Source organism: Streptomyces sp. NPDC048270 (genome assembly GCF_040652335.1).
Taxonomy (GTDB): domain Bacteria; phylum Actinomycetota; class Actinomycetes; order Streptomycetales; family Streptomycetaceae; genus Streptomyces.
In genome coordinates this window covers 1-18275 of record NZ_JBEZLV010000068.1, presented here as the reverse complement: position 1 = coordinate 18275, position 18275 = coordinate 1, and the positions used below count along the sequence as shown (strand labels likewise).

The window sequence follows — 18275 nt, the reverse complement described above, 5'->3', positions numbered from 1 at the left end:
GCACCAGCGGCGCTGGGACCTGGTCGTGGAACAGTCCTACCTCGCCCACCGCAGGGTGGCCCGCGGCCGGACCGAACCGCCCGGCGTGCTGGACCGGCTCGCGGCGGCGCTCGCCGCCGACGCCGCGGCCTTCGCCGTGCCCGCACCGCAGGCCGAGGCGGACCCGGCCCTGCGCGACGCCGTCGCCGGCATCGCCGCCGCCGTCCTCGGCGCACCACGCCAAAGCCTCCTCGAAGGCGCCGAGTTCACCGCCTTCCCGACCTTCAGCTCCTTCCGGCTCGTCGAGCTGATCGAACGGGTGGAGCGCGACCTCGACATCGAACTCGACGCCGACGAGCTGATCCCGGAGAACCTGCGCCGCGTCGACGACCTCTGCCAGATCGCCACCCGCCCCCGGGCCGCCGCCCCGGCCGCCTGAGGCCCGCACGCACGGGCAGCCGCCCGCACGCGTACCCGCACCCCCTCCGCACCCGAGGAAAGGACCCTTCCCATGGACCCCCGCTTCATCGAGATCCTGCGCCCCTCCGTCGACGGCGGCGCCGGCGTGGACATCACGCCCGACACCGACCTGCGCGCCCTCGGCATCGACTCGATGGCCGCGATCGAGCTGCTGTTCACGCTGGAGGACACCTTCGGCATCGCGCTGCCCGACACCGACCTCAACGACGACACCTTCGCGACCGCTGGCAGCCTCTGGCAGGCCGTCGCCGCCCAGATCTCGCCGGGCCACAGCTCCCCGGGCCAGGTGGCGGCGTGACCACGGCCGTGACGAACGCCCCGGCCGCCGCCCGTACCGCGCCGGCGGCCGCCGAGGAGGTGGCCGCCGTCGCCGCCGAGCACGCTGCCCGCACCGACCGGGACGCGGTCTTCCCCGTCGAGGCCCTCGACGCCCTGCGCCGCACCCGCCTGCTGGGCCTGCTCGTCCCCGCCGAGCACGGCGGGCCGGGCGGCACCCTGCGCGACGTCGTGGAGGTGACCGAGCGGCTCGGCCGCGCGGACCTGTCCGTGGCCATGATCTTCGCCATGCACTGCCAGCAGGCCGAGGCGCTGGTGCGCCACGCCCACGAGCCGCTGCGCTCCGCCCTGCTGCCCCGGCTCGCGGCCGGCGAGGTCTACCTCGCCTCCGTGACCACCGAGGAGGGCAAGGGCGGCCGTCTGCTCACCGCCGAGGCGGGCCTGGCCGAGCAGCACGGCAGCCTGGAGATCGACCGGTTCGCGCCCGTGGTCACCGGCGGCGCCCACGCCGACGGCTTCCTCGTGACCATGCGCAGCCCCGGCGCCACCGCGGGCCACCAGGTCTCCCTGGTCTACGCCGACCGCGAGCAGCTCCACATCACCGGTGACGGGGACTGGCAGCCGCTCGGCATGCGGGCCAGCCACAGCGTGCCGCTGCGCCTCACCGGCCGTGTCCCCGGCCACCAGGTCGTCGGCGAGCACGGCGAGTTCTCCCGGATCGCCGGCGGGATCTTCGCCCCGTACGCGCACCTCGGCTGGTCGGCGGCCTGGCTCGGCACGGCCGCGGGCGCCCTCTCCCGCGTCCTGCGGCTGCTGCGCGGCCCGGACGGCCGCGGCCGCTTCGACATCGGCTCCGAGCTGCTGCTCACCCGGCTGTCCCGGGCCCGGCAGCGGCTGGACACCGTGCACGCCCTGCTCCGGCACACCCTCGCCATGGTCGAGGAGGGCGCCGAACTGCACACCCCCAGCGGCCAGCTGCTGCTCAACTCCCTGAAGATCACCGCGGCCGAGCAGTGCCACGACGCCGTCGACGACCTCGTCACCGCGGTCGGACTGCGCCACGGCTACCTCAAGGACTCGCCGACCCGCCTCGAACAGGCCCTGCGCGACCTGCGGTCCGCCGCCCTCAACTACAGCAACGACCGGCTCCACCTCGCCGACGGCCGGCTCGCCCTGCGCGACACGGGGGTGCGCCTTGTCTGACCTCCGCGCCCCCGCCCCGCCCGCCCCGCCCGGCCCCCCGGCCACCCCGGCCGGCACGCTGCCCGGCGCCCCGGTCACGTCGGACGGCACGCCGCACGGCACCCTGGACGGTGCCCTGGCGGGCCTGCCTCCCGAGGCCTCCGGCGCCGAGGTCTGGTCCGCCCTCGGCGCGGGGGGCCACCTGGCCGCCTGCTACCTGGACGGCGACCCCCGCCGCGGGGTGCGCCCCGCCGCCCTCGCCCGGCTGCTGGCCGCCACGGACGCCCGCTTCGGCATCCCCGCCACCCTGTCGGTGAGCGTCCCGCTCGCCACGACCCTGCCGGTCCTGGCCACCGGAACCACCCCCGAGGCCCGCCGGGCACTGGAGGACGCCCTCGCCGGACGGGTCACCACCGCCCTGGCCGCCACCGACGCCACCGCGGGAACCGACCTCAGCGGCCTGCGCACGGCCGTCCACCTGGACGGGGACACCGTCGAGGTCACCGGCGAGAAGCAGTGGATCGCCAACGCCACCACCGCCTCCTGGTTCCTGGTCCTGGCCCGGCTGCGGCCCGGCCGCCACTTCACCGCCTTCACCTGGGTGCTCGTCCCCGCCGACGCCCCCGGCGTCCACGTCCGGCCCGCCGACTCCTCCCTCTACGCCGCCTCCGGCACCGGGCACGTCCGCTTCGACGGCGTACGCCTGACCACCGGTCACCTCGTGGACCGGGTGGGCATGGGACTGCCCTCCTTCGCCCGGCACATCGCCACCGAGCGGCTCGCGGGCGCCCTGTGGGGAGTCGCCCTGTGCCGGCGCGTCCTGGCCGACACCCGCCGCCGCCTGGCCGCACGCGCCCACGGCGGGGCCACCCTGTGGGACAACGAGGCCATCCGGCAGCGCTTCGCGGCCTGCCTGGTCCGCACCCAGGAACTGCACGCCCTGTGCGAGCAGTTCGCGCAGCCGGTGGCCCGCCGCTACGACACGACCGCGGCCGCCACCCTCAAGGCCGCGGCCGGGGCCACCGTCGGCCAGGTACTGGGCGACTGCGCGCAGTGGTGGGGCGCCGCCGGATTCGCCGACGGGTCGGTCCAGCAGACCAGGGCGCAGGCGGCCCTGTTCGGGATCGGCGGCGGAGCCACCGAGGTCGTCCTCGCGACGCTCGCCGACTCCGCCGAGCACGTACTCGCCCGCCTCGAACTCCGAGGAGACACCCCATGACCACGCCCGCGGCCACGTCCCCCGGACACCGCACCCTCCACGACCGGTTCGCCGCCTCCGCCGCGGCCCACGCCCACCTGCCCGCGCTCGAGGTCGCCGGGCGCGTGGTCGGCTACGCCGAACTCGACGACCTCGCCGGGCGGATCGCCGCCGCCCTCCTCGACCACCTCGGCGGCCGCGCCCCGCGCCGGGTGGGCCTGCTCGCCGGGCGCACGCTCGTCGCGTACGCGGGATACCTCGCCGTCCAGCGCCTGGGCGCCGCCGTCGTGCCGCTCGGCCCGGCCTTCCCGCACGCCCGCCACGTCACCGTGGCCCGAGCCGCCGCCCTGGACGCCGTACTCGCCGACGAACAGGCCGCTCCCGGCCTCACCCTGCCCGCGCCCGTGCTGCGGCTGACCGACAGCGGCCTCGACGCCCTGGCCGCGGGCTCCGCCCCGCCCCCGGTCCCGGGCGCCCCCGGTGACCTCGCCTACATCCTGTTCACCTCCGGATCCACCGGCGTGCCCAAGGGCGTGCCGGTCCTCCAGCGCAACGCGGACGCCTTCCTGCGGCAGGTCGTCCCCGCGCACGACGCGGGACCCGGCGCCCGGCTCTCGCAGACCTTCGACCTCACCTTCGACCCGTCCGTCTTCGACATGTTCTGCGCCTGGGGCTCAGGGGCCACCCTCGTCGTCCCCGACCGCACCGAGCTGATGACCCCGGTCCGCTTCGCCGCCCGGCGCGCGCTCACGCACTGGAACTCCGTACCCTCCCTCGTCTCGCTCGCCCGGCGGCTGCGCCAGCTCCGGCCGGACAGCCTCCCGGCCCTGCGCCGCAGCGTCTTCTGCGGGGAACCGCTGACCCTCCAGCAGGCGGAGGCCTGGCGGCAGGCCGCCCCGCACAGCACCGTGGAGAACGCGTACGGCCCGACGGAACTGACCGTCACCTGCACCGCCCACCACCTGTCGGGGGCGCCCGGCTCCTGGCCGCGGACCTCCAACGGCACCGTCCCGATCGGCCGCCCGTACCCCGGCCTGGAGGCGCTCGTACGGGACGGCGAGCTGTGCCTGCGGGGCCCCCAGCGCTTCCCCGGATACCTGGACCCCGCCGACAACGCCGGCCGCTTCCTCGCCCCGGACGGCACCGACTGGGACCCGGCGACCGCGCTGGGCGACGGGCACTGGTACCGCACCGGCGACCGGGTCACCGCCCTGCCCGACGGCGGCTACCTGCACCAGGGCAGGCTCGACCAGCAGGTCCAGGTGAACGGCTACCGCGTGGAACTCGGCGAGGTCGAGGCGGCCCTGCGCGAACAGGCCGGCGTCACCGAGGCTGCCGTGATCGCCGTCCCGAACGCGGGCGGCGGCACCGAACTCGCCGCCGCCTGCTCCGGTCCGCGGCCCGACCACGCCCCCGCCCTGACGGAAGCCCTGCGCGCCCGCCTGCCCGGCTACATGGTCCCCGCCACCCTCGCCGTGCTCGACGCCCTGCCGCTCAACGCGAACGGAAAGACCGACCGCAGCGCCCTGCGCACCCTCCTGACGGCCGCCTGACGGGAGGACCGGGTCACGGGGGCGGCGGCCGTCACCGGCACAAGGCGGTGTCCACCAGGGCCTGGACGCTGTCGGGGCGGTCCGCGGTGGGGCGCGGCCCCAGGCCGGTCACGGCCACCGCCGCGGCGCGCCCGTCGTCGGTGACGGCGTTGCGGGTGGAGTAGCCGTGGATGCTGCCGCCATGGCCCCACGCCAGCCCGCCGCAGCTCAGCGGCGTACTGGTCACCCCCAGCCCGAAGCGGACGCCGGCCCCCATCCCGCTGTCCTCGGGAACCGCGACGGTGGTGCGCATCTCGGCGAGCTCCGCGGCCCCCAGGAGCCTGCCGCCGACCAGGGCGGAGAAGAAGCGGTTCAGGTCGCCGGGGGTGGAGACCAGCTGTCCGGCGGCCCATCCCCAGGACGGGTCGATCCGCGTGAAGTCCTCCAGGGGACCTCCGGGCCGGGTCGCGTGGTAGCCCCGGGGATGGGCCCCGCGGATGCCCTCCTCGCCGACGCCGGGGAAGTAGGTGTGGCGCAGGCCGATGCGGTCGATGACGCGGTGGGTGATCTGCTCGGCCAGCGGGCGCCCGGTGACCTTCTCGATGAGCAGGCCGGCGAGGACGTAGTTGGTGTTGCTGTACGCCCAGCCGGTCCCGGGAGCGAAGAGGGCCTTGTGCTCCAGCGCCCTGTCGAGCAGGGTGCGCGGCTGGTAGTAGGTGTGCCGCGAGGTCGCGCCGGCGTATTCGTCCATCATGTATTCCGTGTAGTTGGGCAGCCCGCTGGTGTGCTGGAGCAGCCGGCGCACCGTGATCCGGCTGCTGTCGATGCCCTCGCCGCGGACCAGGCCCGGCAGGTACTCCTCGATGGAGGTGTCGAGGCCGACCTTGCCCTCGCCGACGAGCTGGAGCACCACGGTGGCGGTGAACGCCTTGGTGTTGCTCCCCGCCCGCACCCGTCCGTCGACCGGTACCTTCGCCCCGGTCCGCAGGTCCGCGACACCGGCCGTGTAGGTGCGCGTGCGTCCGTCCTGGCCGACGGTCGCCGCGAGGGCGGCGGGATAGCGGTCCTCGCGCACCAGCCGCTCCAGGCCCTGCCGCACCACGTCACCGGAACCGGAACCGGAGCCCTGCGCCGCGGCCGCGGGGAGCGTGCCGCCCACGGCCAGGGCGGCCGCCAGCACCGCCACCACCGCGGTGGTCCGTCGTGATCCGGTCGACGGGAGGACACGGACGGACGAAGGCCGACGGGAACGTTCGGTCATGGATAACCCTCCTCGTGCACCCTGCCGGGCGCTTTGATCATGTGGATGCCCCGAGACTAGGGAGCGGGCCCGGCCCGGCACATCGCCCGCCGGCCCGAGGCCCCCGGTCCTGCCCGCGCCCGCGCCCAGGACCCGCCTCCCAGCCGGCCCTCCTCCCGCAGAGGGACCTCCGCCCACCCCGCGAACCCTGCGCCTGATATGTGATGCTGTGACAATTACGGTGTGGACATGGGGGTTTGATGGATCCGGAGATCACCGCGCTGGCGGCCAGTGCGGGTACGGCCTTGGTCACCGCACTCGCCACGGAGGCCTGGCAGAGCGCGAGCGTGGGGCTGGTCGCGTTGTGGAGGCGTGTCCTTCCGGAGCGGGCCGACGCGGTGGAGGCCGAGCTCGACGCGACGCGCGACGACCTGCTCGACGCGCAGAACGAGGGGGACAAGGAGACCCGGGCCGAGCTGGCGGCGGAATGGCAGGGCCGGATGCGGCGCCTGCTGAGCGCGCACCCCGAGGCCGCTGACGAACTGCGCGCCCTGCTCGTCGATCCGCAGGGGCGGCAGCCCGCCGAGCCCGCGGTCACCCAGCACGCCACCGCCTCGGGGAACAGCCGCGTCTACCAGGCCGGCCGGGACATGCACCTGGGTCCGCGGTGAACGGCCGCACCGAGGGCCGGGCCAGCGGCCAGGGCCGCGTCTACCAGGCCTCCGGGGACCAGCACATCGTCGAGCACCACCACCACGGGCCCTCGTGGTCCGGCCCGGACTCGGTACGCAGCCCCGCCCTGGGCCGCACCCCGCTCGTCCTGCGCGACCGCGTCGAGCTGATGGAGACCCTCCGGGCCTCCGTCGCCCCGGGCGCGGGCGGCCAGGTCCACGTCCTGCACGGACTCGGCGGCTGCGGGAAGACCGCCGTCGCCTGCGCGCTCTTCGCGCAGGCGACCGCGGACGGGGGCCGCGTCGGCCTGTGGGTGAACGCCTCCGACACCACCTCCCTGCGCTCCGGCATGTTGGCCGTGGCCGCCGACCGCGGCGCGACCGACGGGGAGTTGACGGCCGCGCGCAGCGGGCTGCGCGCCGCGGCGGACCTGGTGTGGGACCACCTGGACCGCTCCGACCGGCCCTGGCTGCTGGTCATCGACAACGCCGACGACCCCGCCGTGCTCCGTGACGGCGGCTGGCTGCGCAGCAGTCCGCGCGGCACCGTACTGGTCACGAGCCGCCAGTCCGCCGGCCGTTGGTGGCCCGGAGCGCGACTGCTCCAGGTGGGGGTGCTGCCGCGCGCGGACGCGGCCCAGGTGCTGCGCGACCTCGCTCCCGACGCCGGGACGGCCGAGGAGGCGGAGGAGATCGCCGACCGGCTGGGCCGGCTGCCCCTCGCGCTCACCCTCGCCGGCACCTTCCTGGCGCACCAGGTGATCAGCCCCTGGACGCTGACCGAATACGGGCAGCGCCTGGACATCGACCTGATCGACCAGGGAGCCGTGGGCCTGCCCGGCGACTCGCGCCACCTGGTCAGCAGCACCTGGGAGCTCTCCCTCGACGCCGTCGCCGACCAGGGCCTGCCCGAAGCCCAGACCCTGCTGCGGCTGCTGGCGTGCTGGGCGAGCGACCCGCTCCCGCTGTCCCTGCTGGCCGGCCTCGACCTGGGGGCGGACCTCCCGGCCGGGCGGGTCGAGCCGGCGCTGCGCGGCCTGCTGGACCATTCGCTGACCGAGCTCGTGGCGGGCCCGCCACGCAGCCTGCGGACCCACGGGGTCCTCCTCGACAGCGTGGCCCGCGGCACTCCCGCCGAGCAGCGCGGGCAACTTGCGGTCAAAGCCGCCGAGTTGCTGCTGGCGGCGCTGCCCGCGATTCCCGAACGCGGCATCGAGGCAGCCCCGTTCCGGCCGCTGGCCCCGCACGTGCTGGCCTTGCTCCGACGGGTGTCGGCAGGCGAGGGCGTGGACCCGGCGGTCGTGGAGTCGGCCGCGGAGTGCGCCCTGCGGCTCGCCGTCAACCTGCACCGGTCGGGGGATTCCGCTTCCGCGCTGGCGGTCGGGGAACAGGCCGTGGACCTCGCGCGGGCGCGGCTGGGCGACGACCACCCGCTGGTCGTGCGGCTGCGCCAGCGCGTGGCGCGGACCCTGCGCAGGCTCGGCCGCTACGCGGAAGCCGAGACGCTCGCGCGGCGGACCCTCGCCGACTGCGAGCGGCTGTTCGGCCCGAAGGACCCGGACACCCTCGAGAGCTGCGTGATCCTGGCGCTCGTCCTCTGGACGGACGGCCGGGAAGCCGAGGGCGCGGCCCTGATGCGGCGGGCCGTCGACGGTCGGATCGAGGTCCTGGGACCGCTGCACCCCGTGACCCTGAGGGCCCGCTACATCATCCTGGAGCTGCTGCGCGGGCCGGAGCTCGCCCGCGAGATCGAGGGGGCGCCGGCCTTGGTCCGCGCGTGCGCGGACACCATGGGGCCGGACCACACGATCACCATGGGGGCGGAGCTCAACCACGCGAACGCCCTGTTCTACGCGGGCCGGGCCGCCGAGGCGCTTCCCCTCGCCCGTCGGGCGTTCGAGGCGGCGCAGCGGCGGTACGGGCCGCACTACCAGATCACCCTGGCCTCCCGGTCCCTCCTCGCGCTGACCCTCGCGGCCGTCGGCGGATTCCCGGAGGCGATCGCGCACATGGAAGCGGTCGTGGAGCAGCGCAGCCGCATCCTCGGACCGGATCACCCCTGGACCGGGGACTCGGTGGCGAACCTGGCGGCGTTCCGGTCCGGCGTGCCCTCCGCCCGCTGACGCCTCCCCGCTCCCGGCCGTCTGCGGGCGGGGGCGGGGAGGCGCCGGCCGGGGCGGCGAAGGGCCGGCTACGGGGCCGTCGGGGGGCGCAGCCGCCGCCAGTACCCGGCGAGGTCGTCGACGGCCGTGGTGACCGAGTCGAGGGCCATCGTGGTGCGGGACTCCCTGCCGTAGCGCTCCCAGCGCGGCATCGGGTGCCGGTTGGGATCCCCGGTGCGGATGAAGGAGATCCAGGACGCGTGCAGGGTGGCCGCCAGGCCGTCGCGGACCCCGGGGCGCAGCCCGGCGAGGAACGGCGCCTGCGACCACTTGTCGAAGTTGTGGAACACGAAGGGCAGTTCCAGGCAGTGGGCCGCCGCCAGCCGGCCGTCGTGCGCGGGTGTGGGCAGGTTGAACTGGTAGGCGTGGACCGGACGGCCGCGGGCCGCCCGCCGCTCGGCAAGGGCCAGTGCGGGCATGCGGAACAGGTCGTCGCCGATCAGGTCCATGAGCACGTCCGCCGGGCGGGCACCCGGCCGCGCCTCCTCGTACGCGGTGTACGCCTCGGCCGCCCGGTTCCCGAAGGTGTCCCGGGCCCGCGCGAGCACCTGGTCCTTGGTCGCCGCGGCGTACGGATCGCTGAGCGCGAAGGCGAAGTTGGCCTCCTCGCGGGTCCAGCCGATCAGGACGTCGATGTCCGCCCCGGCGCCGCTCAGGAGCAGGTCGGCCGGGTGCCGGTCGAGGGTGGCCCCGTCGAGCACCGGCAGGAACGGGGTGGACCAGTAGCCCCACTTGGCCGTGCGCCCGAACATCTCGAAGGTCGCGGCGATCAGGCGGGGCCACGGCACGGCCCGCAGTTCGGCCACGTCCTTGGCCCCCAGGATGTCCAGGAAGGCGGCGGTGCGCTGAAGGGACTCGGCGCGGCTGGGGATCTGCAGCCCGAGCGGCGGGCTCTGCAGGATGGCGCGCCGGAACAGCGGGCGGCCCTTGGGGCGGGCGCCGGCCAGTGCCGCGACCGACAGGGCGCCGCCGGACTGCCCGGCGACGGTGATCTGGTCGGGGTCCCCGCCGAACGCGGCGATGTTGTCGCGTACCCACCGCAGTGCGGCGAGCTGGTCGGTGAGCCAGAAGTTCCCGTGGGCGCCGTCCTCGCCGAAGTAGAGGTAGCCCAAAGGCCCGAGCCGGTAGTTGAGGGTCACGACGACGAGGTCGCCGTCACGTGCGAAGGTCTCGCCCGAGTACTGGGGCATCGAACCGGAGCCGGAGATGAAGCCGCCGCCGTGGATCCAGACCATGACCGGGCGCTTGGCGCTGTCCGTCCCCGGGGTCCAGACGTTGAGCGTGAGGCAGTCCTCGTCGAAGGGGGGCGAGCCGTGCGTTCCCAGGACCTGGTCGCCGCCCTCCCGGTAGGGCTGCGGCGCGCTGGGGCCGAAGGCCGTCGCCTCGCGCGTGCCCTGCCAGCCGGGATGGGGCTGCGCCGGCCGCCACCGGAGGGCGCCGACCGGCGGGGCCGCGTAGGGGACGCCCTTGAACACGGCGAGGCCTCCCTCAATGCCGCCGCGCAGCCGGCCCGAGGGCAGCTCGACGACGGGCGAGGACGCGTCCGGCCGCGGGGCGGCCTGTGCCACGCGGCCGTCCGGCAGGCCGGACAGCAGTGCGCCGCCGGCCAGCACCCCGCTGCTGCGCAGGACCGTGCGCCGCGATGGATCGTCGGTCATGGTGCTTCACTCCCTGACTGATCATGAGCCCGTCGCCGAATCGGCATTGCGTTATTTTGACGACGGCAAGTGTTACGCCATGCGTGAGGGCGGGGTCAAGAGGCGGGTCGCGGGTTCGATCCGTGATATCGAGGAGTATTGACGGGCGTCGCCATAGCGCGATAGACACGTGTCACTTCCGATGCCGCCCGCCACGGCAGGGCGGCTGACAACGTACGGAGTCCCCATGGCACGTCGGATTCGTCCCGCTGCTCTGATCGCCGTCACCACGGCCCTCTCGCTGGCCACCGCATGCGGTGGAGCCAGCCTCGGGACCGGCGACGGCGACCAGCAGAACGGGCCCGTGAAGATCGGTCTCCTCCTCCCGCAGTCCGGGATCTACAAGGCGCTCGGCGACGACATGAAGCAGGGCTTCGAGCTCTACGTCGAGCAGCACGGCGGCAAGCTCGGCGGACGCGAGGTGGAGATCGTGGTCGCGGACGAGGGGGAGACCGCGGACTCCGGAAAGGCGGCCGCCGAGAAGCTGGTCAAGCAGGACCGGGTGCTGGCGGTGAGCGGAGTCGTCAGCTCGGCCACCATCAACGGGGTCAAGGACCTGTTCGAGACGAGCAGGATCCCGCTCGTCGGCTCCAACGCCTCGCCGACGACCCTGACCGGAACCTCCTACGTCTGGCGCACCTCGTACGTCAACGACGAGCCGGGCAAGGCGCTGGGCAGGCACGTGGCCGAGCAGGCCGGCGGGCCGGTCTTCCTGATCGCCGCGGGCTACCAGGCGGGCAAGGACGAGATCGAGGGGTTCAAGTCCACCTTCCTCCCCGCCGGCGGCACGATCGCGGGCGAGGAGGTCTACACGCCCTTCCCCGCCACGAAGAACTTCCAGCCCTACCTCGCCCAGATCGAGAAGTCCGGCGCGAAGGCGGTCTTCTGCTTCTACGCGGGCGGCGCGGCCGTCGACTTCGTCAAGCAGTACCGGGACTTCGGACTGGCCGGCAAGATCCCGCTCTACGCACCGGGCTTCCTCACCGAGGGCGGCGTGCTCAAGGGGCAGGGCGACGCCGCCGCCGGCATCCTGACCTCGCTCAACTACAGCGCCGACCTGGACAACGCGGCGAACAAGCAGTTCGCGCCGGCCTACACCACCGCCTACGGGGCCGCCCCGACCACCTACGCGATGGCCTCATGGGACGCGGCGCAGGTGCTCGACAAGGCGATCGGCGCGGCCGGGGCCTCCGGCGGCAAGGTGACCTCCGAATCGGTCAACGCGGCCATCTCCACCGTGGGCGACATCGACAGCCCGCGCGGCACCTGGCGCTTCAACAGCGGCGGCACCCCCGTCCAGCCCTGGTACCTGCGCGAGGTCAAGCAGGGGGCCAATACGGTCCGTTCCGAGCTCGTCCGGCTGGGCGGCTGAGATGTCCGGATGGTTGGACGGCAACTTCGTCAGCGTCGTCGACGGGGTCGCCTTCGGTCTGCTGCTGTTCACGATCGCCGTCGGCCTCTCCCTGGTCTTCGGCATGATGGACGTGCTCAACCTGGCCCACGGCACGCTCTACCTCGCCGGGGCCTACGTCGCCTACGCCCTGTCCGACGGGACCCTGCCGGGCCTGCTCCTCGCCCTGCTGGCCGGCGCCCTGGTGGGCACCATGGGCGGGGCGGCCCTGACCTTCCTCACCCAGCCGCTCGCCCGGCGCGGACACCTGGACCAGGCCGTGCTGACGCTCGGCATCACCTTCATCGTCGCCGATCTCCTCGCGGCGGCCTTCGGCGGCGACGTCCTGCCCACCGACCCGCCCACGGCCCTGCGCGGGACCGTGGACCTCCTCGGCCACGCGTACCCGGTCTACCGGCTCGTGTTCATCGCCGTCGCGGCCGGCCTCGCACTCACCGTGTACCTCGTCTTCGAACGCAGCTCGCTCGGCGCGCTGGTACGGGCCACCGTCGCGGACCGGGACATGGTCCGGGCGCTCGGCGTCGACATCCGCAAGGTGCTCTACGGGGTCTTCGCGTCCGGCGCGGCCCTGGCGGCGGTCGGCGGCGTCCTCGGGGCCCCGATCCTGGGCCCCGGGCCCGGCGTCGACGAGACCGTGCTCGTCCTCTCGCTCGTCGTCGTGGTCGTCGGCGGCCTCGGCTCGGTGCGCGGCGCGCTCGCCGGAGCCCTGCTCATCGGCCAGGTCCAGACGCTGGGGGTGGCGCTGCTCCCGCAGTACGCGCCCTTCCTCCTCTTCGGCACCATGCTGGCCGTGCTCGTGGTCCGCCCGGGCGGCCTGGTCCCGTCGGCGGTGCGCGGATGAGCCCGTCCGGACACGCCCGACCCGCCGGGTCGGCCCGGCCCGGCCGCCAACCCGCCGCTCGGCGGCTGTCGGCGGCCGTCGTGGTCGCCGGGCTCGCGCTCGCCCCCTTCGTCCTCGGCCCGTACGCCGTCGGCACCCTGTCGCGGATCCTGGTCTTCGCCCTGCTCGCCATGAGCGTGAACCTGCTCACCGGCCTGACCGGCCTGCCCACCCTCGGGCAGTCCGCGTACTTCGGCGTCGGCGCCTACACGGCGGCGATCACGGCGACGCGGCTCACCGACGTCGGGATACTCCAACTCCTCATCGCCGCCGCGGTCTCCGCCCTGGTGGCCGTGCCGACCGGATGGCTGGCCGTCAGGGCCCGGGGCGTCGTCTTCCTGATGCTGACCCTGGCCGTCGGCGAGATCGTCTACAGCGCCGCGGTCAACTGGAAGGCGCTCACCAACGGCACCGACGGGGTGTCCGGCATCCCGCCCGTCGTACCGCTGCCCGGCATGCCCGCGCTGGAACTCGACGGACTGGTCTACTTCTACGTCCTGGCCGTGTTCCTGCTGCTCTTCGCGGCCGTCGCCCGGCTGGGATCGACCCCCTTCGCCCTCGCCCTGCGCGGGATCCGCGACAACGAGCCCCGGATGAGGGCGATCGGGTACCCCACCCGGCGCTACGCCCTGACCGTGTACTGCGGCGCCGGGGCGCTGGCCGGCGCGGCCGGATCCCTGTGGGTCTCGGTGCAGCGGTTCGTCTCGCCCGGCGACGCCGGCTTCGAGATCGCCGCCCTGGCGCTGCTGGCCGTCGTCATCGGCGGCTCCGGCTCGATGCGGGGGGCGTGCGCGGGGGCCGCGCTCGTCTGGCTCACCCGCGACTACCTGGGCAACCTCGAAGCGGTCGCCGGGCGGGGGCCGCTGCTGCTCGGAGTGCTCTTCGTCGTCGCCGTCTACACCCTGCCCCGCGGACTGGCCGGCCTACGGCTCCCGCCCCAGCTGACCCGGAAGAGGACGGCATGAGCGCACCCCACCTACTGGAACTGCGCGAGGTGTCACGGCGGTTCGGATCCTTCAAGGCCGTGGACGAGGTCTGCCTCACCGTACGGGCGGGCGCGCGGCACGCGATCATCGGTCCGAACGGCGCGGGCAAGTCCACCCTCTTCGGCCTCGTCTCCGGGACGCTGGCGGCCACCTCCGGATCCGTTTTCGTCGACGGGAAGGACGTCACCCGGCTGCCCGTGGACCGGCGGGTCGGGCTCGGTGTCGCCGCGACCTTCCAGCACTCCAGCCTCTTCCTGCGCGAGACGGTGCTGGAGAACGTGCTGCTCGCCGTGTTGCGCCGGACCGGCGCCGGACTCGGCGGCTGGCGCAAGGTGAGCGCCCGGACCGCGGCGGTCGAGCAGGCGCGGACGCTGCTCGAACGGGTGGGCCTGCCCGCCCGGCACGAGGCCGCGGCGGCCGCGCTCTCGCACGGAGAGCGCCGTCAGCTGGAGGTCGCCGTGGCGCTGGCCACCGAACCCCGGCTGCTGCTGATGGACGAACCGGCCGCCGGGATGTCCCCGGCGGAGACGGCGCGCCTGACCGAACTGGTCGCCGCACTGCCCGGCGAGGTGACCGTGCTCCTGGTCGAACACGACCTCGACATGGTCTTCGAGCTCGCCGACACGGTGACGGTCATGCACCTCGGCAGACATCTGAAGACGGGCACCCCGGACGAGGTGAAGGCGTCCGCCGAAGTCCAGAGCGCCTACCTGGGCAGTGTGGAGGCCGTCTCGTGAAGCCCTTCCTCAGCATCCGGGGCCTGCGCTCCGGCTACGCCGGGGGCACCGTACTCGGCGGCGTCGACCTCGACCTCGACGCGGGCGGCATCATCGCCGTCCTCGGGCGCAACGGCGTCGGGAAGACCACCCTCATGTCGACCGTCATGGGATTCGTCCGGCCCTACGAGGGCGCCGTCACCCTCGACGGCCGGGAGCTCGCCGGGGCCCGCGTCGACGTGATCGCCCGGGCGGGCGTGGGCATAGTCCCCCAGGGGCGCCGGGTGTTCGCGCCCCTGACGGTGGACGAGCACCTGGCCATCGCCTCCCGCCGCTCCGCGCACGGGCCCTGGACCCGGGCCCGCGTCCTCGACCTGCTGCCGAGGCTGGGGGAGCGGCTCGGGCACCGGGGCGACGAGCTGTCCGGCGGGGAGCAGCAGATGCTCGCGATCGGGCGGGCCCTGCTGGGCCATCCGCGTCTGCTGCTGCTCGACGAGCCGTCCGACGGCCTCGCTCCCGCGATCGTCTCCCAGGTGGGAGAGGTCATCCGCGAGGTGAGCGCCCAGGGGATGTCCGTGGTCCTCGTCGAGCAGAACCTGGGGCTCGCCCTGTCCGTGGCCCGGGACGTCGCCGTCATGCACAAGGGCCGCATCGTCCACCGGGCCGCCTGCGAGGAGTTCCGCTCCCGGCCCGAGGACCGGCGGCGCCTGCTGGGGGTCGACTGACACCCGGCGGGCGGGGGAGCGGGACGAGGGCCCGCTCCCCCGGAACCACTTCGGCTACGGCCCCGCCGCGCCGACCCTGCCAAACATCTGGACACTCGCTCGAATGGTCCGCCGCGGCGCGCCGCGGGGGGCTTACGATCGCGACCGGCGGTCCCGTCCCGCGACCGCTGCCCGCCCCGCACCCGTGGAGGTCAACCGTGTTCCGGACGGCCCAAGGACACCGCACCCACCGCAGCAGCCACCGCGTCCGCTCGGCGGCCTGCGCCGCCGTCGCCGCGGGAACGTTCCTCGTGGCGGGCTGTTCCTCCGGAGACGACGGTCCGGCGGAGGCGGCCGGAGGCGTGCCCGTCGTCGCGAAGGGCAAGCTGACCACCTGCACCCATCTGCCCTACCCGCCCTTCCAGTTCGAGCAGAGCGGCAAGGTGGTCGGCTTCGACGTCGCGCTGGTCGACCTGGTCGCGAAGAACCTCCAGGTCGAACAGAAGATCCTCGACACCCCGTTCGAGAACTTCAAGACCGGCGCCTTCCTCAACTCCGGCCAGTGCGACCTCGCCGCGGCCGGTATGACGATCACCGACGAGCGCAAGAAGAACGTCGACTTCTCCGTCCCCTACTTCGACGCCACCCAGGCGCTCCTCGCGACGAAGAAGAGCGGCGTCAATTCGCTCGCCGACGTCAAGGCGAAGGGGAAGAAGCTGGGCGCGCAGGCCGAGACCACCGGCGAGAGCTACGCCAAGGCCCAGGGCTTCAACCCGGTCGCCTTCGAGAGCTCGGACGCCGTCCTCAACGGCCTGCGCACGGGCCAGGTCGACGCCGTCGTCATCGACTACCCCGTCGTGCAGGGCTGGCTCAAGGACAAGGCGAACACCGACGAGTTCGTCCTCGGCCAGAACATCGAGACCGGTGAGCAGTACGGCTTCTCCGTGAAGAAGGGCAACACCGCCCTCCTCGCCGCGATCGACAAGGCGATCACGGACGCCAAGGCGGACGGCACCTACAAGAAGATCTACGAGCAGTGGATCGGCCCGCTGCCCCAGGCCGCCTCGTGACCTCTCGCCTGACCCGGCGCCAGCGGCGCCGGGTCTGGCAGGGCGTCCAGTACGCGATCTTCGTCAGCGCGGTGGTCGTGATCGCCGTGCTGGCCGACTGGGACCGGCTGCAGAACCAGTTCGCGCAGACGGACCTGGCCGTCCGGCTCTTCCCCAACATCATCACCATCGCCCTGCGCAACACCGTGGTGTACACGCTGTCCGGGTTCGTCTTCGGGCTGGTCCTCGGCCTCGTCATCGCCATGATGAGGCTCTCCTCGGTGACCCCCTACCGGTGGGTCGCCGGCGTGTACATCGAGCTCTTCCGGGGCCTGCCCGCCCTGCTGATCTTCATCTTCGTGGGCGTGGCCGTGCCCCTGGCCTTCCCCGGCACCGAGATCCCCGGCGGCACCTACGGGAAGGTCGCCCTCGGCCTGGGCCTGGTCGCCGCCGCGTACATGGCCGAGACCATCCGGGCCGGCATCCAGGCGGTGCCCAAGGGGCAGATGGAGGCGGCCCGCTCGCTGGGCTTCTCGCACGCCCGGGCCATGGTGACGATCATCATTCCGCAGGCCTTCCGTATCGTCATCCCGCCGCTCACCAACGAGCTGGTCCTGCTGTTCAAGGACTCCTCCCTGGTGCTGTTCCTGGGCGTGACACTGGAGGAGCGGGAACTGACGAAGTTCGGCCGCGACCTCGCGAGCGAGACCGCCAACTCCACCCCGATCCTGGTCGCCGGCCTGTGCTACCTCCTGGTGACCGTGCCGCTGAGCATCGTCGTGCGCCGCCTCGAGGCCCGCGCGGACAAGGCCACGTGAGGACGGGACGGACGAGATGAGAACCACGAGGGGAACGGTGCCCACCATGACCACGGACCGCCCGGAGATCGAGATCCGGGGCCTGCACAAGTCCTTCGGCGACAACCACGTCCTGCGCGGCATCGACCTCGACATCGCCCGCGGCGAGGTGGTGTGCGTCATCGGGCCGTCCGGCTCCGGCAAGTCCACGCTCCTGCGCTGCGTGAACCTCCTGGAGGAGCCGAACCAGGGCCAGGTCTTCGTCGGCGGCACCGAGGTCACCGACCTCGACGTCGACATCGACGCCGTGCGCCGCCGCATCGGCATGGTCTTCCAGCAGTTCAACCTCTTCCCGCACGTGAGCGTCACCGAGAACCTCACGCTGCCGCAGCGCCGGGTGCTCGGCACGGACAAGGCGCGGGCCGCCGCCGTCGCCCGGGAGAACCTCGAGCGCGTCGGCCTCTCCGACAAGGCGGACGCCTTCCCGGCGCAGCTCTCCGGCGGCCAGCAGCAGCGGGTGGCGATCGCCCGGGCCCTGTCGATGGGTCCGGAGGTGATGCTCTTCGACGAGCCGACCTCGGCGCTCGACCCGGAACTGGTCGGCGAAGTCCTGTCGGTGATGAGGGTGCTGGCCGGCGAGGGCATGACGATGATGGTCGTCACCCACGAGATGACCTTCGCCCGCGAGGTCGCGGACCGCGTCGTGTTCATGGACGGCGGGGTGATCGTCGAGCAGGGGCCCGCCTCCCAGGTGATCGCCCGTCCGCAGCACGAACGGACCCGGAACTTCCTCAACCGGATCCTGGACCCGGCAGCGGCCTCGCCACCCGGCGGCCACGACGGCCCCGAGGACGGCAAACCGGCTGGTGGGGGGCACGGTGCATGAGGTCCGCACCGCCGCCGGCGTTCATGCTTTTATCCGGTCGCAATTCGCAGGTGTAGGCGTGGGGACAGCGGGGGAGAAGTGGCTCAGGCACCCGTGAGCGGGCGCCGCGGGGGCCCGGACCCGGGCCACCTGCTGAATTGAGCAGAGGGATGAGTATGGCCAGCGGCACCGTGAAGTGGTTCAACTCCGAGAAGGGCTTCGGCTTCATCGCCCAGGACGGAGGCGGACCGGATGTTTTCGCCCATTACTCCAACATCTCCGGCAACGGGTACCGCGAGCTGATCGAGGGCGAGACGGTGTCGTTCGACGTCACGCAGGGCCAGAAGGGCCCGCAGGCGGAGAACATCGTCCGCGGCTGACCACCCGACCCGGCTTTTCCGGCGGCGCCCGCACCCCGTGCGGGCGCCGCCGGCATTAATACGCGCCCTC

At 73.8% G+C, this 18275-nt stretch carries 18 protein-coding genes; 16 read left to right on the top strand and 2 right to left on the bottom strand.

The window, feature by feature from the left end; genetic code table 11:
- From AB0D66_RS32470 to AB0D66_RS32450, 5 genes are all read left to right on the top strand, one after another.
- Positions 1-418 (top strand): hypothetical protein (locus AB0D66_RS32470; protein ID WP_362310797.1); only part of this gene is annotated, 418 nt, incomplete at its 5' end.
- 72 nt (positions 419-490) lie between these two features.
- Positions 491-757 (top strand): acyl carrier protein, encoded by a 267-nt coding sequence (locus tag AB0D66_RS32465; RefSeq protein ID WP_362310796.1) that lies wholly within the window; start codon positions 491-493, stop codon positions 755-757.
- Positions 754-1938 carry an acyl-CoA dehydrogenase family protein gene (locus AB0D66_RS32460; RefSeq protein ID WP_362310795.1) on the top strand — a complete coding sequence of 395 codons (1185 nt, stop codon included), beginning with the start codon at positions 754-756 and terminating at the stop codon, positions 1936-1938. The genes AB0D66_RS32465 and AB0D66_RS32460 overlap by 4 nt, the downstream gene beginning before the upstream one ends.
- Positions 1931-3136, top strand: a complete 1206-nt coding sequence (locus AB0D66_RS32455) for an acyl-CoA dehydrogenase family protein (protein ID WP_362310794.1) — start codon at positions 1931-1933, stop codon at positions 3134-3136. Before AB0D66_RS32460 ends, AB0D66_RS32455 begins: the two co-directional genes overlap by 8 nt.
- The gene (locus AB0D66_RS32450; protein WP_362310793.1) at positions 3133-4668 is read left to right on the top strand and encodes an AMP-binding protein; all 1536 of its coding nucleotides are present in this window, start codon (positions 3133-3135) and stop codon (positions 4666-4668) included. Before AB0D66_RS32455 ends, AB0D66_RS32450 begins: the two co-directional genes overlap by 4 nt.
- Positions 4669-4699: 31 nt before the next feature.
- Here the strand turns inward: AB0D66_RS32450 and AB0D66_RS32445 are convergent, their stop codons facing one another.
- On the bottom strand, positions 4700-5908 hold the full coding sequence (locus AB0D66_RS32445) for a serine hydrolase domain-containing protein (RefSeq protein WP_362310792.1): 1209 nt from the start codon (positions 5906-5908) through the stop codon (positions 4700-4702).
- 239 nt (positions 5909-6147) lie between these two features.
- Here AB0D66_RS32445 and AB0D66_RS32440 point away from each other — a divergent pair, with 239 nt between their 5' ends.
- Both AB0D66_RS32440 and AB0D66_RS32435 read left to right on the top strand, forming a co-directional pair.
- Positions 6148-6558 (top strand): hypothetical protein, encoded by a 411-nt coding sequence (locus tag AB0D66_RS32440; protein WP_362310791.1) that lies wholly within the window; start codon positions 6148-6150, stop codon positions 6556-6558.
- Positions 6555-8681: a tetratricopeptide repeat protein gene (locus AB0D66_RS32435; protein ID WP_362310790.1), complete on the top strand. Its 2127-nt coding sequence runs from the start codon at positions 6555-6557 to the stop codon at positions 8679-8681. The genes AB0D66_RS32440 and AB0D66_RS32435 overlap by 4 nt, the downstream gene beginning before the upstream one ends.
- Before the next feature lie 68 nt (positions 8682-8749).
- On the opposite strand, the gene AB0D66_RS32430 is transcribed toward AB0D66_RS32435, so the two are convergent.
- Complete coding sequence (locus tag AB0D66_RS32430; RefSeq protein WP_362310789.1) at positions 8750-10378, bottom strand: carboxylesterase family protein; 1629 nt, start codon at positions 10376-10378, stop codon at positions 8750-8752.
- A gap of 226 nt (positions 10379-10604) precedes the next feature.
- Between AB0D66_RS32430 and AB0D66_RS32425 the strand changes: the two genes are divergently transcribed.
- The 9 genes from AB0D66_RS32425 (at position 10605) to AB0D66_RS32385 (ending at position 18205) form a co-directional block, all read left to right on the top strand.
- A complete protein-coding gene (locus AB0D66_RS32425) occupies positions 10605-11789 on the top strand; it encodes an ABC transporter substrate-binding protein (RefSeq protein WP_362310788.1) in 1185 nt (394 codons plus the stop codon).
- Between the two features lies 1 nt (position 11790).
- A complete protein-coding gene (locus AB0D66_RS32420; protein WP_362310787.1) occupies positions 11791-12669 on the top strand; it encodes a branched-chain amino acid ABC transporter permease in 879 nt (292 codons plus the stop codon).
- A complete protein-coding gene (locus AB0D66_RS32415; RefSeq protein ID WP_362310786.1) occupies positions 12666-13673 on the top strand; it encodes a branched-chain amino acid ABC transporter permease in 1008 nt (335 codons plus the stop codon). Before AB0D66_RS32420 ends, AB0D66_RS32415 begins: the two co-directional genes overlap by 4 nt.
- On the top strand, positions 13670-14431 hold the full coding sequence (locus tag AB0D66_RS32410) for an ABC transporter ATP-binding protein (protein WP_362310785.1): 762 nt from the start codon (positions 13670-13672) through the stop codon (positions 14429-14431). The genes AB0D66_RS32415 and AB0D66_RS32410 overlap by 4 nt, the downstream gene beginning before the upstream one ends.
- Entirely contained in the window at positions 14428-15135 is a 708-nt protein-coding gene (locus tag AB0D66_RS32405; RefSeq protein WP_362310784.1) for an ABC transporter ATP-binding protein, read from the top strand. Before AB0D66_RS32410 ends, AB0D66_RS32405 begins: the two co-directional genes overlap by 4 nt.
- Positions 15136-15332: 197 nt before the next feature.
- Positions 15333-16184: an ABC transporter substrate-binding protein gene (locus tag AB0D66_RS32400; RefSeq protein ID WP_362310783.1), complete on the top strand. Its 852-nt coding sequence runs from the start codon at positions 15333-15335 to the stop codon at positions 16182-16184.
- The gene (locus AB0D66_RS32395; protein ID WP_362310782.1) at positions 16181-16981 is read left to right on the top strand and encodes an amino acid ABC transporter permease; all 801 of its coding nucleotides are present in this window, start codon (positions 16181-16183) and stop codon (positions 16979-16981) included. Before AB0D66_RS32400 ends, AB0D66_RS32395 begins: the two co-directional genes overlap by 4 nt.
- A gap of 46 nt (positions 16982-17027) precedes the next feature.
- Positions 17028-17846 (top strand): amino acid ABC transporter ATP-binding protein, encoded by an 819-nt coding sequence (locus tag AB0D66_RS32390; protein ID WP_362310781.1) that lies wholly within the window; start codon positions 17028-17030, stop codon positions 17844-17846.
- Positions 17847-18001: 155 nt separating this feature from the next.
- Positions 18002-18205, top strand: coding sequence for a cold-shock protein (locus tag AB0D66_RS32385; RefSeq protein ID WP_069918725.1), 204 nt, complete (start codon positions 18002-18004; stop codon positions 18203-18205).
- The last annotated feature ends 70 nt before the right edge of the window (positions 18206-18275 follow it).